Source organism: Streptomyces sp. NPDC059906 (genome assembly GCF_042730645.1).
GTDB classification, from domain to species: domain Bacteria; phylum Actinomycetota; class Actinomycetes; order Streptomycetales; family Streptomycetaceae; genus Streptomyces; species Streptomyces rubrogriseus.
In genome coordinates, this window is the sequence record NZ_JBHWKU010000002.1 from 337940 (window position 1) to 355759 (window position 17820).

At 72.9% G+C, this 17820-nt stretch carries 14 protein-coding genes; 8 read left to right on the top strand and 6 right to left on the bottom strand.

What is annotated here, in order from left to right; translation table 11 throughout:
* The first annotated feature begins 190 nt into the window (after positions 1-190).
* Positions 191-1159 carry an agmatinase gene (gene speB / locus ACFV9J_RS04520; protein WP_385349700.1) on the top strand — a complete coding sequence of 323 codons (969 nt, stop codon included), beginning with the start codon at positions 191-193 and terminating at the stop codon, positions 1157-1159.
* Positions 1156-2844 (top strand): thiamine pyrophosphate-binding protein, encoded by a 1689-nt coding sequence (locus ACFV9J_RS04525; protein WP_385349703.1) that lies wholly within the window; start codon positions 1156-1158, stop codon positions 2842-2844. The genes speB and ACFV9J_RS04525 overlap by 4 nt, the downstream gene beginning before the upstream one ends.
* Before the next feature lie 64 nt (positions 2845-2908).
* On the opposite strand, the gene ACFV9J_RS04530 is transcribed toward ACFV9J_RS04525, so the two are convergent.
* Positions 2909-3763 (bottom strand): endonuclease I family protein, encoded by an 855-nt coding sequence (locus tag ACFV9J_RS04530; RefSeq protein WP_385349706.1) that lies wholly within the window; start codon positions 3761-3763, stop codon positions 2909-2911.
* A 274-nt stretch (positions 3764-4037) separates the two neighbouring features.
* Positions 4038-4409, bottom strand: coding sequence for a hypothetical protein (locus tag ACFV9J_RS04535; RefSeq protein WP_385349708.1), 372 nt, complete (start codon positions 4407-4409; stop codon positions 4038-4040).
* Between the two features lie 90 nt (positions 4410-4499).
* On the opposite strand from ACFV9J_RS04535, the gene ACFV9J_RS04540 reads away from it, so the two are divergent.
* From ACFV9J_RS04540 to ACFV9J_RS04555, 4 genes are all read left to right on the top strand, one after another.
* Complete coding sequence (locus ACFV9J_RS04540) at positions 4500-5498, top strand: esterase-like activity of phytase family protein (RefSeq protein ID WP_385349711.1); 999 nt, start codon at positions 4500-4502, stop codon at positions 5496-5498.
* A 112-nt stretch (positions 5499-5610) separates the two neighbouring features.
* Complete coding sequence (locus ACFV9J_RS04545) at positions 5611-9378, top strand: ABC transporter ATP-binding protein (protein ID WP_385349713.1); 3768 nt, start codon at positions 5611-5613, stop codon at positions 9376-9378.
* Positions 9379-9487: 109 nt separating this feature from the next.
* Positions 9488-9880, top strand: coding sequence for a hypothetical protein (locus ACFV9J_RS04550; protein ID WP_385349715.1), 393 nt, complete (start codon positions 9488-9490; stop codon positions 9878-9880).
* A gap of 63 nt (positions 9881-9943) precedes the next feature.
* Positions 9944-11368: a S28 family serine protease gene (locus ACFV9J_RS04555; protein WP_385349717.1), complete on the top strand. Its 1425-nt coding sequence runs from the start codon at positions 9944-9946 to the stop codon at positions 11366-11368.
* 37 nt (positions 11369-11405) lie between these two features.
* Here the strand turns inward: ACFV9J_RS04555 and ACFV9J_RS04560 are convergent, their stop codons facing one another.
* The 3 genes from ACFV9J_RS04560 to ACFV9J_RS04570 form a co-directional block, all read right to left on the bottom strand.
* Positions 11406-12068, bottom strand: coding sequence for a hypothetical protein (locus ACFV9J_RS04560; RefSeq protein ID WP_385349720.1), 663 nt, complete (start codon positions 12066-12068; stop codon positions 11406-11408).
* Between the two features lie 117 nt (positions 12069-12185).
* Positions 12186-14033: a glycoside hydrolase family 3 protein gene (locus tag ACFV9J_RS04565; RefSeq protein WP_385349723.1), complete on the bottom strand. Its 1848-nt coding sequence runs from the start codon at positions 14031-14033 to the stop codon at positions 12186-12188.
* A 156-nt stretch (positions 14034-14189) separates the two neighbouring features.
* Positions 14190-15131 carry a LysR family transcriptional regulator gene (locus ACFV9J_RS04570; protein ID WP_385349726.1) on the bottom strand — a complete coding sequence of 314 codons (942 nt, stop codon included), beginning with the start codon at positions 15129-15131 and terminating at the stop codon, positions 14190-14192.
* A 118-nt stretch (positions 15132-15249) separates the two neighbouring features.
* On the opposite strand from ACFV9J_RS04570, the gene ACFV9J_RS04575 reads away from it, so the two are divergent.
* Together ACFV9J_RS04575 and ACFV9J_RS04580 are read left to right on the top strand one after the other, a co-directional pair.
* Positions 15250-16188 (top strand): EamA family transporter, encoded by a 939-nt coding sequence (locus ACFV9J_RS04575; protein ID WP_385349728.1) that lies wholly within the window; start codon positions 15250-15252, stop codon positions 16186-16188.
* Positions 16185-16826, top strand: coding sequence for a GNAT family N-acetyltransferase (locus ACFV9J_RS04580; protein WP_385349731.1), 642 nt, complete (start codon positions 16185-16187; stop codon positions 16824-16826). Before ACFV9J_RS04575 ends, ACFV9J_RS04580 begins: the two co-directional genes overlap by 4 nt.
* On the opposite strand, the gene ACFV9J_RS04585 is transcribed toward ACFV9J_RS04580, so the two are convergent.
* Entirely contained in the window at positions 16810-17610 is an 801-nt protein-coding gene (locus ACFV9J_RS04585) for a sugar phosphate isomerase/epimerase family protein (protein WP_385349734.1), read from the bottom strand. The genes ACFV9J_RS04580 and ACFV9J_RS04585 overlap by 17 nt on opposite strands.
* Positions 17611-17820 lie beyond the last annotated feature (210 nt).

A 17820-nucleotide genomic window follows, 5' to 3' on the forward strand; every position in this document is an offset into this window, starting at 1 on the left:
CCGGGTCCGGGCAGCAGCCGGTCCCGGCGGGATAGCCGATTCCTCCAGTCACCGGGGCGGGTATGGACGAGATGTACATGTCGCGGCCCGGTTTCGGCCATCTAGTCTGCGACGACCGGCTGCCTCGCTCACCAGTACAGTCGGAGAGCAGTAGTACATACGCGACGAAGCGTAAGAAGGAAGGCAGTACATGAGCAGCAACGAGACGCCCCGTGGGCCCGTCGACTCCTCGCGGATCCCGCGCTACGCCGGGCCCGCGACCTTCGCCCGGCTCCCGCGCCTGGACGAGGTCGGAACCGCCGACGTCGCGGTCGTGGGCGTGCCGTTCGACTCGGGCGTCTCCTACCGGCCCGGCGCCCGCTTCGGCGGCAACGCCATCCGCGAGGCCTCCCGCCTGCTGCGCCCCTACAACCCGGCGCAGGACGCCTCCCCCTTCGCCCTCGCCCAGGTCGCGGACGGCGGCGACATCGCCGTGAACCCGTTCAACATCCACGAGGCCGTCGAGACGATCGAGGCCGCCGCCGACGACCTCCTCGGCACCGGCGCCCGCCTGATGACCCTGGGCGGCGACCACACCATCGCCCTGCCGCTGCTCCGCTCGGTCGCCAAGAAGCACGGCCCCGTCGCCCTGCTGCACTTCGACGCGCACCTGGACACCTGGGACACCTACTTCGGCGCCGAGTACACGCACGGCACCCCCTTCCGCCGTGCCGTCGAGGAGGGCATCCTCGACACCTCCGCGCTCTCCCACGTGGGCACCCGGGGCCCGCTGTACGGCAAGAAGGACCTCACCGACGACGAGAAGATGGGCTTCGGCATCGTCACGTCCGCGGACGTCTACCGCCGCGGCGCCGACGAGGTCGCCGACCAGCTCAGGCAGCGCATCGGGGACCGCCCGCTGTACATCTCCATCGACATCGACTGCCTGGACCCCGCCCACGCCCCCGGCACCGGCACCCCCGAGGCGGGCGGCATGACCTCCCGCGAGCTGCTGGAGATCCTGCGCGGCCTGGCGTCCTGCAACCTGGTCTCCGCCGACGTCGTCGAGGTCGCCCCGGCCTACGACCACGCGGAGATCACCTCCGTCGCGGCCTCCCACACCGCGTACGAACTGACCACCATCATGTCCCGCCAGATCGCAGAGGCCCGCGCGAAGTGACCCACGACCACGACCTGGTACTCCGTCCGACCGCCGCCCAGACGGAGGCCGCACTGAACCCTCCCAGCGGCCGCAACGGCGGAGACCTGGTCGTGGAGTCCCTGGCCGCGCTCGGCGCGACCACCGTCTTCGGCCTGCCCGGCCAGCACGCCCTCGGCGTGTTCGACGCCCTGCGCCGCTCCGACCTGCGCTACATCGGCCTGCGGGTGGAGAACAACGCCGGTTTCGCCGCCGACGCCTACGGCCGCGTCACCGGTGAGGCCGCCCCGCTGCTCCTGTCGACCGGCCCGGGGGCCCTCACCTCCCTGGCCGCACTCCAGGAGGCACGGGCGGCCTCCGCCCCGGTCCTCGCGATCAGCAGCCAGGTCCCCGCAGCGGGCCTGGGCGGCGGACGCCACGGCTACCTGCACGAACTCCCCGACCAGGCGGCGTCCTTCCGGGGCGTGGTCAAGTCCGTGCACACCGCCCGCACCCAGTCCCAGATCCCGTCCGCGATCGCCGAGGCGTGGACATCGGCGCTGACCGTCCCGCACGGCCCGGTGTGGGTGGAGATCCCGCAGGACGTCCTCCAGGCCGAGACGTCGATCCCGGTCGTCACCGGCGGCGACACCTTCCCCGAGGAACTGCCCCCGCGCCCCGAGCTGACGGCGGTGGCGGCAGACCTGCTCGCGCGCGCCGAACGCCCGGTGATCATCGCGGGCGGGGGAGTGGTCCGCGCGGACGCGTCGAAGAAGCTCCGGCAGCTCGCGGAACGCCTCCAGGCCCCCGTCGTCACCACCTACGGCGGCAAGGGCGCCTTCCCCTGGACGCACCCCCTCTCCCTCCAGTCCTGGCTGGAGGACCGCCACACGACGGACTTCCTGGAGGACGCCGACGTCCTCCTCGTGATCGGCTCGGGCCTCGGTGAACTCTCCTCGAACTACCACACGTTCGCGCCGCGCGGCCGGGTGATCCAGATCGAGGCCGACCTCGGCAAGCTGGAATCCAACCACCCGGCTCTCGGCATCCACGCCGACGCCCGCCTCGGCCTCCAGGCGCTGCTGGAGACGGTGGAGGAGCCGCGTACGGACCCGACCGCCCCGGAACGCGTACGCGAGGTCCTGGACAAGGTGCGCGCCCGCATCGCCTCCCAGGAACTCACCCTGGAGCAGGACGTACTGGCCGCCGTCCGCAAGGCCCTCCCGTCCCGCGCACCCTCCTTCTGGGACATGACCATCCTGGCCTACTGGGCATGGTCGGCCTTCGACCCCAAGGCCCCGAACACCATGCACTCCGCCCAGGGCGCCGGCGGCCTCGGCTACGCTTTCCCGGCGGCCCTGGGCGCCGCGGCGGCCGACCCCACCCACCCGGTCCTGGCGGTCTCCGGCGACGGCGGCGCCCTGTACTCGATCGCCGAGCTGGCCACCGCCCGCCAGTACGGCCTGAACGTCACCTGGCTCATCGTCGACGACGGCGGCTACGGCATCCTGCGCGAGTACATGACCGACGCCTTCGGGCAGCCCACGGCGACTGACCTGCCCGGCCCCGATTTCGTCGCCCTGGCCGAGTCGTTCGGGGTGCCGGGCGTGCGGACGTCACCGGAGACCCTGGAGACGGACCTCGCCAAGGCCCTGGCCGCACCGGGCCCTTCGGTGGTCGTCCTCCCCGCCGCCCTGCGGATGTTCGCGCCGACGCACCGGGACTGAGCGGCCGGCGGCGCCACGAGATCGCGCGCGGCCGAGGCCGGCCCCCTACCCCGCGTGAGGCCGCCTACCAGATCGACTCCACCCACTCCGGGTGGTCGACGAACGGGTTGCGGTTGTGCTGGTAGTCGTCGTAGATGACCTGGTTGCGGTGCTCCTCGAAGGCGTCCGGCGGGTCCTCGTCGTTCCACGCCTTCAGCACGGAGAGCTTGCCGATGTACGGGTTGCTGCCGTTGTCGACCTGGCCGTTGACCTCCAGGTCGGCGAAGCCGTCGCCGCCCTCGTAGCGGACCGCCATGTAGAAGATCATGCGGGCCACGTCGCCCTTGACGGCGTCGCGGGGTTCGAAGGAGTCGGAGTCGGTGAGGCTGCCGCCGCCCTCGCTGACCGCGCTGCCGCCGTTGTCGAAGTCCTTGTTGCCCCGGACACTGTTGACCCGGACGTCCGAGGGGCGCAGGTGGTGGATGTCCGTGCCGGGTCCGGTCGAGGTGCCGAAGTCGCCGTGGGACTTGGCCCACACGTGCTCGCGGTTCCAGTCGCCGGTGTCGCCGCCGTTGAGGGACTTGCTGCGGGAGACGCCCGAGTAGAGCAGGATCACGTTCCCGCTGTTGTCCGGGTCCTCGTCGGTGGCCTTGAGCGCGTCCCAGACCGCCGAGTACGACAGCTTCGTCTGGTCGCTGATGATGGTGTGCAGGGCGGACTTGAGGCTGTCGCCGGTCTTCCCGATCGCGTCCCTGTAGTACGTGGAGTCGTAGTCCGACGCCGTGGTCGTGGTCGTGGTCGTGGTCGTCGCCGTCGCTGTGGCCGTGGCCGAGGTCGCGGTGGCCGGGGTGGCGGTCAGCGACGGGGCGGCGAGGCCGACGGCGACCACGGCCGTGGCGAGCGCCACCGTCCTCCGGTGCCGGGTGCGTATCGCGAGCATGTGGGGTGTCCGATCTACGCGTGTGGAGTGGAGCGGTGATCCGAGCGTGACATGGACATGTGGGAGGTGGGGTGTACGGAGGGTGGCGATTGCGTGACGACGGCCCCCGACCGGGGTGGTCGGGGGCCGTCGTCACACTGAGGGGACTGAGGGGACGTCAGGGGGAGGGTGGACACCCGTGCTGATCACGCTTCCGGTGCCGAGGCCGAGGCGCTCGCCGACGTCCACCGCGTCGTGGAGAGCCGCGGCATGCGGGTGCGGTGCGGGCGAGCCGTCACTCGACCAGTTCGGGGTAAGCCTCCTTGAAGTCGGCGAGCTGGGCGCGATAACCGGCGTTGAAGTCGGCCAGCCCGCGCTCGCCGAGGTTCTTGTCGAAGGCGACGCTCTGCCTGGGCACCAGGGCGGGCATCGCGCGGAACATCTCGCCGACCGCCTTCGCGTGCCGACCCTTCTGGAGCGTGGCCACCAGGTCGTTGAAGAGGTCCAGCTTCAGGGCCCGGACGCGTTCCCTCGGACTGTCCTGCCCTGCGAGTTCCTCGTCGCCGACCGGCTTCGGCCCGGACGGCTCGGCAAGGGACTTCAGTACTCGCATCGTCGCGTACAGCCGACCGGCCAGCTTGTGGCCGCTTTCGTTCTGCTCCGGCATGGCTCATTACTTGCCACCGGTACGCCGCCGAACCCTGCCCTTCGCAAAGTGGCCAACTCCTGGCCATTCCCTCCACCTAAGGTTTCGGGCATGCGTCCGAGAACCCTCCGCACCTCCCTCGCCACCCTCACCGCGGGCCTCACGGCGGCCGGCTGCCTGGTCGCCGCCGGACCGGCCGCCGCCGCGCACGACAGGCCGCCCCGGCACGCCTGCTCGCCCGCCGTCTCCCTGACCGGTTACTCCGACGCGCTCGACAAGACGACGTACGGCGACGCCTACGTCGGCAACCTCTCCGCGCTCGCCGCCGACCGGCGCGGCTCCCTGGCCGCCCTCTCCGACCGCTCGTCCCTCTTCCGGCTGGACGCGCGCACCCTGAAGCCGCGGGACGTGATCCCGCTCGCCGACGAGAAGGGCGCCGCCCTCGACGCCGAGGGCCTGGTCGCCGACAGGGACGGCACCTACCTCGTCTCCTCCGAGACCGAGCCGTCGGTCCGCCGCTACTCCCGCACCGGCGAGCTGCTCGGCCGGCTGCCCGTGCCCGACGACCTCCGCACCGCCCCCGAGGGGCGCGCCCGGGCCAACGGCAGCTTCGAAGGGCTCACCCTCCTGCCCGGCGGCCGGACCCTGCTCGCCTCCATGGAGTACCCGCTCGACGGCGATCCGGCCGACCTGGTCCGTTTCCAGACCTGGCAGCGGACGCGGCACGGCGGCTTCCGGCTCGGTGCCCAATACACCTACCGGACGGACCCCGGCCTCGGCGTCTCCGAGGTCACCGCGACCCCCGACGGGCGCCTCCTCGTCCTGGAGCGCGGCTTCACCGCCGGCGTCGGCAACACCGTCCGCCTCCACCTGGCCGACCGGCCCGGACGCGGCACCGCACTCCACAAGCGGCTCCTCGCCGACCTGGTCGACTGCCCCGCGCTCGGTGCCACGGCCAAGCAGCCCCAGCCCAGTCCCCTCCTCGACAACTTCGAGGGGATGGCCGTGACCGGCCGCTCCGGAGGGCGTACGGACGTCCTCGTCGTCAGCGACGACAACCAGAACGACGTACAGACCACCCGCTTCCTCAGGCTCCGCGTACGCGCCTGAGCACCCGGCCGATCCCCCGGCCGATTGTTGCGGCGGGATGAAATCACCGCTCGCCCGTGTTGGTGCCTTCCGGTAGATCAGGTGAGCAGGACGACCGACCGGAGGGCACGGCGTGGACGCGCAACGGGGCTGGGTGCGACGACTGGCGGGCTACGCCTGGCGGTATCCCAAGGACGTCGTCCTCGCCCTCGGGGCCTCGCTGGGCGGCATGGCCGTCATGGCCTTCGTGCCCCTGATCACCAAGGTGATCATCGACGACGTGATCGGCGACAAGACCAGGGACATGGCCGTCTGGGCCGGTCTCCTGATCGGCGCCGCGGCCGTCGTCTACGGCCTCACCTACATCCGCCGGTACTACGGCGGCCGGCTCGCCCTCGACGTCCAGCACGACCTGCGGACCGACATGTACGGGACGATCACCCGGCTGGACGGCCGGCGGCAGGACGAGCTGTCCACGGGACAGGTGGTCGGGCGGGCGACCAGCGACCTCCAGCTGATCCAGGGCCTGCTGTTCATGCTCCCGATGACCATCGGGAACGTCCTGCTCTTCCTGATCTCCCTGGTGATCATGGCGTGGCTGTCCCTGCCGCTCACCCTGGTCGCGCTCGCCGTCGCCCCCGCCCTGTGGTTCATCGCCCGCCGCAGCCGCACCCGGCTGCACCCCGCCACCTGGTACGCGCAGGCGCAGGCCGCCGCCGTGGCCGGGGTGGTCGACGGCTCGGTGAGCGGCGTCCGCGTGGTGAAGGGCTTCGGGCAGGAGGAGCAGGAGACCGGGAAGCTCCGCGAGGTCGGGCGCAGGCTCTTCGCCGGGCGGCTGCGGACGATCAAGCTGAACGCCACCTACACCCCGGCCCTCCAGGCCGTCCCCGCGCTCGGCCAGGTCGCCATGCTCGCCCTCGGCGGCTGGCTGGCCGTGCGCGGGCACATCACCCTCGGCACCTTCGTCGCCTTCTCCACCTACCTCGCCCAGCTGGTCGGCCCGGTCCGCATGCTCGCCATGGTGCTCACCGTCGGCCAGCAGGCCCGGGCCGGCACCGAGCGCGTCCTGGAGCTGATCGACACCGAGCCGGCCATCGAGGACGGCACGAAGACCCTGCCGGCCGACGCCCCCGCGACCGTCGAGTTCGACGACGTCGCCTTCGGCTACGACACGGGCGACGGGGAGCCGCGGCCCGTCCTGGACGGGCTCTCCTTCGAGATCCGCGCCGGTGAGACCCTCGCCGTCGTCGGCTCCTCCGGCTCCGGCAAGTCCACCGTCTCGCTGCTCCTGCCGCGCTTCTACGACGTGACGCGCGGCGCCGTCCTCGTCGGCGGGCACGACGTGCGCGAGCTGACCCTCGACTCGCTGCGGGCCGCCGTCGGACTGGTGCCCGAGGACTCCTTCCTCTTCTCCGACACCGTGCGCGCCAACATCGCGTACGGCCGCCCGGACGCGACCGACGAGGAGATCGAGGCCGCCGCGCGGGCCGCGCAGGCCCACGGGTTCGTCACCGAGCTGCCCGACGGGTACGGCACGACCGTCGGCGAGCACGGGCTGACCCTCTCCGGCGGCCAGCGCCAGCGCGTCGCACTCGCCCGGGCGATCCTCACCGACCCCCGGCTGCTGGTCCTCGACGACGCCACCTCCGCCGTGGACGCCCGCGTGGAGCACGAGATCCACGAGGCGCTCAAGGAGGTCATGCGGGGCCGCACCACGCTCCTCATCGCCCACCGCCGCTCCACCCTCGGCCTCGCCGACCGCATCGCCGTCCTCGACCGGGGCCGCCTCGCCGACCTCGGCACCCACGAGGAGCTCCAGGAGCGCTCCGCCCTCTACCGGCGCCTGCTCACCGACCCCGACGAGCTGGGCGGCGTCTCGCCCGGCCACACCCGCCCCGCCGAGAAGACGGAGGACACCTCCGACACCTCCGTACGGGACGAGCTGGACGCCGAGTTCGACGCCGAGCGCGGGGTCACGCCCCGGCTGTGGACCGGCGACCGCGCCCCCAAGGACGCCGCGCTCGCCGGGACCCCGGCCACCCCGGAGCTGCTCGCCCAGGTCGACGCGCTGCCCCCGGCGAACGGCGTCCCGGACATCGACGAGGCACAGGCGGTCCGCCCCGAGTCGTCGTACGGCCTGCGGCGTCTGCTGCGCGGCTTCCGCACGCCGCTGCTGATCAGCCTCGCGCTGGTGGCCGTGGACGCGGGTATGGGCCTGCTGCTGCCGGTGCTGATCCGCAACGGCATCGACGACGGCGTCACCCAGGTCGCCCTCGGCGCGGTGTGGGCGTCCTCGCTGCTCGGCCTGGTCGCCGTCCTCGCCCAGTGGGCGGCGCAGACCGGCGAGATCCGCATGACCGGCCGGACCGGCGAGCGGATCCTGTACTCGCTCCGCCTGAAGATATTCGCCCAGCTCCAGCGGCTCGGCCTCGACTACTACGAGCGCGAGCTGACCGGCCGGATCATGACCCGGATGACGACGGACGTGGACGCGCTGTCGACGTTCCTGCAGACCGGCCTCGTCACCGCCTTCGTCTCGGTCGTCACCTTCTTCGGCATCATGGTCGCCCTGCTGGTGATCGACGTGCAGCTCGCGCTGATCGTCTTCGCGACCCTGCCGCCGCTGATCATCGCCACGTACTTCTTCCGCAGGGCCAGCGTGAAGGCCTACGAACTCGCCCGGGAGCGGGTGTCCACGGTCAACGCCGACCTCCAGGAGTCGGTCGCGGGCCTCAGGATCGTGCAGGCCTTCCGGCGCGAGCACGACGGCGGACGGCGGTTCGCCGAGCGCAGCGACAGCTACCGGCAGGCCCGCATCCGCGGACAGTGGCTGATCTCGATCTACTTCCCGTTCGTGCAGCTCCTGTCCTCGGCCGCCGCCGCGGCGGTGCTGGTCGTGGGCGGCGCGCGGATCGACGACGCGACCCTGACCACCGGCGCGCTGGTGGCGTACCTGCTCTACATCGACCTGTTCTTCGCCCCGGTCCAGCAGCTCTCCCAGGTCTTCGACGGCTACCAGCAGGCGTCCGTCTCGCTGGGCCGCATCCAGGAGCTGCTGCGCGAGCCGACCTCCACCCGGGCCGCCGAGCAGCCGTCCGAGGTCGGCTCGCTGCGCGGCGAGATCACCTTCGAGGACGTGCACTTCACCTACGGCGGCGACGACGCGGCCGAGGCGGCCGAGGCGGCGGAGGCGGCCCTCACCGGCATCGACCTGCGCATCCCGGCCGGGCAGACCGTCGCCTTCGTCGGCGAGACCGGCGCCGGCAAGTCGACCCTGGTGAAGCTGGTGGCCCGGTTCTACGACCCGACCGGCGGCCGGGTCACCGTCGACGGGCAGGACCTGCGCGCCCTCGACCTCACCTCCTACCGGCACCGCCTCGGCGTCGTCCCGCAGGAGGCGTACCTCTTCCCCGGCACCGTCCGCGACGCCATCGCCTACGGCCGTCCGGACGCCACCGACGCCCAGGTGGAGGCGGCGGCGCGGGCGGTCGGCGCGCACGAGATGATCGCCACGCTCACCGGCGGCTACCTCCACCAGGTCGCCGAGCGGGGCCGCAACCTCTCCGCCGGGCAGCGGCAGCTGATCGCGCTGGCCCGCGCCGAGCTGGTCGACCCGGACGTACTGCTCCTCGACGAGGCGACGGCGGCCCTCGACCTGGCCACCGAGGCCCAGGTCAACCAGGCCACCGACCGCATAGCGGGACGCCGTACGACGCTCGTCGTCGCCCACCGGCTGACCACGGCCGCCCGCGCGGACCGGGTCGTCGTCATGGACGGCGGCCGGGTCGCCGAGGACGGCACGCACGACGAACTGCTGGCCCTCGACGGACGGTACGCGCGGCTGTGGCGGACCTTCGTCGGCGCGGCCGAACCGGAGGAGCCGGTCGGCGCGCTGCACTGACGGACGCGGCTGACGGACGCGTCTGACGGGCGCACGCAACCGTGCGACACGTGTCCTGCGTCCGTACATCCGTACGTCATCAGTGATCGCCCTACGAAGGGGGACCGCAGTGGGCCGGCCCGGTGCCGCAACTCGCCGTCGGCTGGCGCTCGGCACGGCCGTGCTGAGCGCCGCCGCGCTGCTCGCCGTCGCGATGCCGCAGAACGCACAGGCCGCCACGGGGTGCCCCGGCCGCAAGGTGCGCACCCTGTCCTTCGCCACCGGGTCCGTCCTCGTGTACAAACGCGGCGGCTACGTCTGCGCCGTCACGGTCCCCAAGAAGCCGGGCACGAAGCGGCAGATGTCCGTCGGCGTGCAGGCCCGGGGCGGCCGGGCGGTCGTGGACTCGGGCCGGTTCGCCTACCGCGCCGGACCGGTGACCGTGCACGCCGGAAACCGCTGCGTGCGGGTGACCGGCAAGGTGGCCAGATCCTCGGTCGGCTCCGGCTGGATCCTCTGCTGACCCTGGTGTCGCGGGAGTTGCTCCGATAGCTTCCGGCGGACATCAGTTTCACAGGGAGGGTGCATGCGCAAGGCGCTCAGATGGCTGCTGGCGCTCGTGGTGCTCATAGGCACCGTCAGCACGGCGGGCGCGGCCACCGCCGCCGAGCCGAAGGCCGTCGACATCAAGGACCGGCTGCTGTCCATACCGGGCATGAGCCTGATCGAGGAGAAGCCGTACACCGGCTACCGCTTCTTCGTCCTCAACTACACCCAGCCGGTGGACCACCGGCACCCGTCCAAGGGCACGTTCCAGCAGCGGATCACCGTGCTGCACAAGGACGTGAACCGCCCGACGGTCTTCTACACCGGCGGCTACAACGTCTCCACGAACCCCAGCCGGCGCGAGCCGACCCAGATCGTGGACGGCAACCAGGTCTCCATGGAGTACCGCTACTTCACGCCGTCCCGGCCCGCCCCGGCCGACTGGTCCAAGCTGGACATCTGGCAGGCCGCCAGCGACCAGCACCGCATCTTCAAGGCCCTGAAGCCGCTCTACTCCAAGAACTGGATCTCCACCGGCGGCTCCAAGGGCGGCATGACCGCCACCTACTACGAGCGCTTCTACCCGCGCGACATGGACGGCGTCGTCGCCTACGTCGCCCCCAACGACGTGTGGAACCGCGAGGACTCGGCCTACGACCGCTTCTTCGCCCGCGTCGGCACCGAGGAGTGCCGCGACAAGCTGAACGGCGTGCAGCGCGAGGCGCTGGTGCGCCGGGCGCCGCTGGAGAAGAAGTACGCGGCGTACGCGGCCGAGAACGGCTACACCTTCGACACCATCGGCAGCCTCGACCGCGCCTACGAGGCCGTCGTCCTCGACTACGTGTGGGGCTTCTGGCAGTACAGCACCCTCGCCGACTGCGCGGACATCCCGGCCGACGCGAAGAACGCCACCGACGAGGCGATCTGGGACTCCGTCGACACGATCTCCGGCTTCACCGCCTACACGGACCAGGGCCTTCAGACCTACACGCCGTACTACTACCAGGCGGGCACCCAGATGGGTGCGCCGACGATCCACTTCCCGCACATCGAGAAGAAGTACATCCGCTACGGCTACCAGCCGCCGCGCAACTTCGTGCCCCGCTCGATCCCGATGAGGTTCGAGCCGTGGGCCATGTGGGACGTCGACCGCTGGGTGCGGCACAACGCCCGGCACATGCTGTTCGTGTACGGCGAGAACGACCCGTGGGGCGCCGAGCGCTTCCGCCTCGGCCACGGCGCGCGCGACTCCTACGTCATGACCGCGCCCGGCATGAACCACGGTGCGAACGTGGCCGGTCTGGTGCCCGACCAGAAGGCGCGGGCCACGGCCCGCATCCTGGACTGGGCGGGCGTCGCCCCGGCCAAGGTCCAGGAGAACCCGTCGGCGGCCAGGCCGCTGGCGACGTTCGACGCCAGGCTGGACCAGCGGGACGTCGAGCGCGAGCAGGCGCTGCGCCCGTAGGGTCCGCTCCTCCGGCACGGTGACTGTGTCCGGCCGCTCACAGCGGCCGGGCACAGCCCACCGGGCGCTCGCCGCCGAGCCGGACGTACAGACCGGTCGAGGTTGGGCACTCAGCCCGGGTGGCGACCGCCTCGACCACCTTGAACTGCGGTGCGTACTCGCCTCCGCCGTCGCAGGCCGCCTCGCGGACCTTGCCGCCGCCGATGTCGTGGACGCAGTCGCCGACGACGGTGCGCGGACCGCCTCCGCCGCCCGGATCGCCGGGATGCGGCGGCTGCAGCCTGCGCATGCAGGCGTACCCGCGGGGCACGGCCCCGTCGCCGTCCTCGTCGCCGGACGGCCGCCGCTCACTGATGTGCAGGACGAAGTCGGTGGTGGCGGGGCACGGCGGTCCGTTGCCGGCGCGGCCGTCCTCCCGGGCCACCACCCGGGCCGCCGCCCGCTCGCCGGCGCAGGGCACCTCGGTGGGTGCGACCGCGCCGAACGAACTGCACTCGCCCACCGCCAGGAACACCGCCCCGTACCCGGACGGCCGCACCCCGGCCGCCGCGGTGTCCGCCGCCGTACCCCGCTCCGCCGGGCCCTGGCAGCCCGTCAGCGGCAGGAGGCACAGCACGGCGCACAGCGCGGCGCACAGTACGGCACGCGCTACCGCGGGCAGCAGGGCGTGCCCGCCTGCGGCACCCCGTCGCTCATGCATCGTCGCCCCCCCCGGATCCCCGGTCCAGCCTGGCCCGCCACAGCGGGCGCACGCCAGACGCGCGGGAGGCGTTGCGCACGGGTGAGGAGGCGCCCCCGGCGCGTGTCGCGGGCCGTGCTACGACCGGTAGGTCAGCCCGTGCCCGAGCGGGAACAGCACCGTGTCCGGGTCGTCCGCGCGCACCACCGGCACCGGCAGCTTCCCGCGCGGCCGCACCCGCCCGGCGATCACCCGGGCCGCCGCGCGCACCTCCACGTCGGTCCAGGAGTACGCGGCGAGGAAGGCGGGGACGCCGGGGAGCTGGGCGACGTCGTACGGATTGCGGACCGCGACCGCGACGACCGGCTTCCCGGTCTCCAGCAGCCGCGTGACCAGGGTGCGCTGGCTGCTGCCCGCGGTCACGTTGTACGTGGCGACGACCACCGCGTCGGCGTCCTGGGCCGCCGCGACGGCGCGGTCGATCACGGCGGCGGAGGGCGCGGTGCCGGTGGACAGGGCGGTGGCCGTGAAGCCCAGCTCCGTCAGCGCGCCCGCGAGGACGCCGGTGGGCGGCCCGGTGGTGCCCGACGGCGAGGCCGGATCGGCGCCCACGACGAGCAGCCTGCGCTGCTCCCGGCGCGAAAGCGGCAGCAGCCGCCCCTCGTTGACCAGCAGCGTGGTGCTCCGCTCGGCGATCCGGTCGGCCGCGGCCAGGTGCCCCCGGGTGCCGACGGTCCGGTCGACGTCCCGGCGGCTGGTGTACGCGTCCCGGAACAGCCCCAGCTTGGCCTTCAGCCGCAGCACGCGCAGGATCGATTCGTCCAGCCGCGCCTCGGTGAGTTCGCCCTCCCGTACGGCCGTCAGGACGGCGTTCCAGGCGAGCGGCAGGTCCGGCGGGTTGAGCAGCTGGTCGACACCGGCCTTCAGCGCCAGCACCGGCACCCGCGCGTCCCCGTACTTCGTCCGGACGCCCTGCATGCCGAGGGAGTCGGTGACCACGACCCCGTCGTAGCCCAGCTCCTCGCGCAGGATGCCGGTGAGGATGGGACGGGAGAGGGTGGCCGGGTCGCCGGAGTCGTCGAGCGCGGGGACCATCAGGTGGGCGGTCATGATGGCGTCGATGCCGGCCTTGACCGCCGCGCGGAAGGGCGGCGCGTCCAGCTCCTCCCACTGCTCCCGGCTGTGCGTGATGACCGGGAAGCCGGTGTGGCTGTCGGTGGCGGTGTCGCCGTGCCCGGGGAAGTGCTTGGCGCACGCGGCGACCCCGGACCGCTGGTACCCCGTCACCTCGGCGGCCACCAGCTCCGCCACCGCGTCCGGATCGGCGCCGAAGGACCGTACGCCGATCACCGGGTTGGCCGGGTTGACGTTCACGTCGGCGACGGGGGAGTAGTCCTGGCGGATGCCCATGGCGTGCAGCTCGGCGCCCGCGATCCGGCCGAGGGTACGGGCGTCGGACCGCGACCCGCCCGCCCCGACGGCCATCGCGCCCGGGAAGAGGGTGGCGGGCTCGCCGACGCGGGCCACTATCCCGTACTCCTGGTCGGTGGAGACCAGCACGGGCAGGCCGCGCGGCTGCTCCAGGGAGGCCTTCTGGATGCCGTTGGACAGTTCGGCGATCTGGTGCGGGTCGCGGGTGTTGTGCGCCCACGCGAAGTAGATGATGCCGCCGACCCGGTACCTGGCGACCAGCTCGGCGGCGGTGCGGACGCCGATCTCCTCCAGGTTGGCGTCGATGTCGGCCTGGTCGGGGTCGGTGGCGGAGTGACCGTAGACCCGCATGACGAAGAGCTGCCCGACCTTCTCCTCCAGCGTCATGCGGGAGATCAGGCCGCGGAGCTTGTCGTCGTCGGGCCTGCGGGCGTCGGCGTAGGCCGTGCCGCCCCCGGCCGCGAGGGCCGCGGTGACGACCGCGGTGGCGGTGAGGACGGTACGTCTGGAGGGCTGTGCGGTGCTTCCCGTGCCGGCCGTGCTGCTGTGGTGCACGTGCGCTCCTTCCGGAGAGCTGGTGAAGGAAACTGCCAAGGAGTCACCAATATCCGGGAAGTTTCTGCCAGTCAAGGGACCGCACACGAGTCGCCCGGGCGGCGCAGGGCGCCCAACGGACCGGCGGGTTCCCGACGGCGCCGGGCGGGACGCCGGTCAGGCGGAGCCCGCGGGCACGGCCGCCGGGGCGCCGTGGGCCGACGCGTCCGGCCAGTGTGCCCGGAGTGTGCGGACCGTTTCCGCGATGGCCGGGCGGCGGGCCGCGCCCGTGCGCCACAGGGCGTACAGCCGCCGTACCGGCATCGGGTCGAGCGGGACCTCCACCACCCCCGCGGGCAGGGGGCCGCGTCCCAGGCGGGGGATGAGGGCGACGCCGAGGCCGGCCGCGACCAGGGCGACGAGGGTCGGGTTCTCGTCCGCCTGGTGGACGATGTCCGGCTCGTGCCCGGCGCCCCGCAGCGTGCGCATCAGCCAGTCGTGGCAGACCCGCCCGGGCGGCTGGCAGATCCACCGCTCCCCGCCCAGCTCGTCCCGCCGCACGGCCGTCCGGCCCGCGAACCGGTGCCCCTCGGGCACCAGCAGGTCGCACAGGTCCTCGCCGACCGGCGCCTGCTCCACCCCGGCCGGGGCCGGCAGCGGGGCGATGTCCCAGTCGTGGGCCACCACCAGGTCCACGGCGCCCTTGGCCACCAGGTCCACGGACAGGTGCGGGTCGACCTCGGTGAGCCGCGCGTCCAGCCCGGGATGCCGTACCGCCAGGTCGGCGAGGACGGACGGCAGCAGCCCGCGCGCCGCCGACGCGAACGCGGCGATGGTCAGCCGCCCCGAGGGCACCCCGCGCCGCTCCTCCAGCCGGGTCTGGGCCCGCTCTACGATGGCCAGCAACTGCGCCGCCGCCTCGACCAGTTGCCAGGCCTCGTCGGTGAGCCGGACCCCGCGCCCCTCCCGTTCGAGGAGCACCGTCCTGGTCTCGCGCTCCAGCTTGGCGATCTGCTGCGACACGGCGGACGGCGTGAACCCGAGCGCGGCGGCGGCCGCTCCGACCGTCCCGTGCACGGACACGGCGTGCAGGGCGCGCAGGCGCTGGAGGTCGAGCATGACGGCTCCCGAGATCGAGAAAGCGTTGGCAGAGCTGCTGATGCTTTAGCAGTGCTTCATCCAATCATGCATCAATCATCGCTGGTGCTGAACGGTCCTCTCGGTCGATCCTCGACCCATGCGACCTTCCCACCTCCTCCTCGCCGTGCTCGTCGCCGCCGTCTGGGGCGTGAACTTCACGGTCATCGAGATCGGCCTCGACCACTTCCCGCCGCTCCTCTTCTCCGCCCTGCGCTTCCTGGCGGCCGCCCTGCCCGCCGTCTTCCTGGTGGGCCGTCCCAAGGTCGCCTGGAAGTGGATCGCGGCGGTGGGACTGGTGCTCGGCGTGGCCAAGTTCGGCCTGGTCTTCGTGGGCATGGACGCGGGCATGCCCGCCGGACTGTCGTCCCTCGTCCTGCAGATCCAGGCGGTGTTCACCGCGGTGATCGCCGCGGCGGTCCTCGGCGAACGCCCCTCCCGGGTCCAGGCCCTGGGCATGCTGGTCGCCCTGGGCGGCATCGGCGTCGCCGCGGCCGACGAGGGCACCTCGGGCCCCCTGGGCGCGTTCCTGATGGTGATCGGCGCGGCGGCGGCATGGGGCGTGTCCAACGTCCTGACCCGCAGGGCGTCCCCGCCCGACGCCCTGAACTTCATGGTGTGGGTCTCCACCGTCCCCGTGCTGCCCCTGCTGGCCCTCTCCCTGCTCACCGAGGGCCCCACCGAGGACCTCGCGGCCCTGCGCGCCCTGGACTGGCAGGGGACGGGCACGATCCTCTTCGTCGCCTGGGTCTCGACCGTCTTCGGCTTCGGCGCCTGGGGCTGGCTGCTGCGCCGTCACCCCGCCTCGACGGTCGCGCCGTTCTCCCTCCTGGTGCCGGTCTTCGGCATGTCCTCGGCCGCCCTCTTCCTCGGCGAGTCGGTGACCCCCCTGCGCTGGTGCGCGGCGGCCCTGCTGGTGGGCGGGGTGGCGCTGACGACGCTGACTCCCGCCCGCAGGCGCGTGCCGGAGGCGACCGTCCGCACCTCCCCGGAATTCGCTGGACGGGCCCCCGCCCCGGCTGAAGAATCCGTAGCGTGACATTCACGCTGAAGGGCCCGGTCCTCGAAGGCACGCTGGTACGACTGGAGCCGCTGAGCCACCGGCACGCGGCCGACCTGGCGGCGGCGGTGGGCGAGGACCGGGGCACCTACGACTTCACGTGGGTGCCGAGGCCCGACCAGGTCGGTTCCTACATCGACACCCAGCTGGCCACGGCGGACACCGGACGGCTGGCGCCCTACGCACAGGTGTCCCTCGCGACCGGCCGCGCGGTCGGCACCACCTCCTACTGGGAACCCCGCTCCTGGCGCACCGACGACGTGCTCGACGCCGTCGAGGTCGGCTTCACCTGGCTGGCCCGTTCCGCCCAGGGCACGGGCGTCAACGCCGAGGCCAAGCTGCTGCTGTTCCGCCACGCCTTCGAGGTCTGGGCCGTGTCCCGAGTCGACCTCAAGACCGACGCCCGCAACCGGCGCTCCCGCGCCGCGATCGAGCGGACCGGCGCCCGCTTCGAGGGCGTCCTGCGCAACTGGTCCCGCTCCTGGGCGCCGGGCGAGGAGGGCCGGCTGCGCGACTCCGCGATCTACTCGGTCACGGCTCCGGAGTGGCCGGAGTGCCGGGAGCGGCTGGAGCACCGGGTCCGGTCGGCGGCACCGGCCCTCACGCCGCGTCCGTGAGCAGCCGGGCGAGGTGCTCGCGGCCCTGCCCCAGCAGCTCGGGCAGCGCAGCCGCCGCCTCGTACCACCGCTTCTCGTACTCCCAGCACAGCCAGCCGTCCCAGCCGTGCCGGGACAGCACGTCCACCACGTCGGTGAGCGGCAGCACCCCGGCGCCCAGCGCCAGCGGCGTGGTGTCCTCGGCGGAGGCGATGTCCTTGACCTGGACGTAGCCGAGGTGCGGGGAGAGCGCCGCGTAGGTCTCGGAGGGCTGCTCGCCGCCCAGCCAGGTGTGCATCACGTCCCACAGGGCGCCGGCCCGCAGATGCCCGACGGGGCCGAGGACGCGCATCGCGTCGGCGCCGGTGCGGTGCGAGTCGTGGGTCTCCAGCAGGATGCTCACGCCGCGCTCGGCGGCGTACTCGGCGGCGGCGCCGAGCCGCCGGGCGGCCGTCGCGTCGGCCTCCTCGGCACTCTGCCCGGTGCCGCCGCCGGGGAAGACCCGGACGTACGGGGCGTCCAGGTCGCGGGCGAGGTCGAGCAGGCCGCGGATCTCGGCGAGGACCGGTTCGTCGTCACCGGGCGCGGCGACGCGCGCGTACCCGGCCACGCCGAGCGGCTCGACACCGGCCGCCCTGAACTCCGCCGCCACCGCGGCCCGTTCGTCCGGACCCAGGCCCGGATGGACCGGTTCCTCCGGGTGGGCGCGCAGCTCGACACCGTGATATCCGTGCGTGGTCGCGAGCCCCAGCACGTCGGTCAGGGGCAGTCCGGGAACACCGAGAGTGGAGAACGCCAGCTTCATGCCCATGGAGCGTACCCGCGATCACCCGGTTCACCTGTCGACGCGGGCCGGTATTCGCAGCCCGCACCCATGAGGACGCCGGCCGGAAATCTCAGCCCGTACCCATGAGGACGCCGGTCGGTACCATCAGCCCGTACCCATGAGGACGCCGGTCGGTACCATCAGCCCGTCCGGCGCTTGAGGACGAGGCCGTCCAGGCCGAAGCGGGGG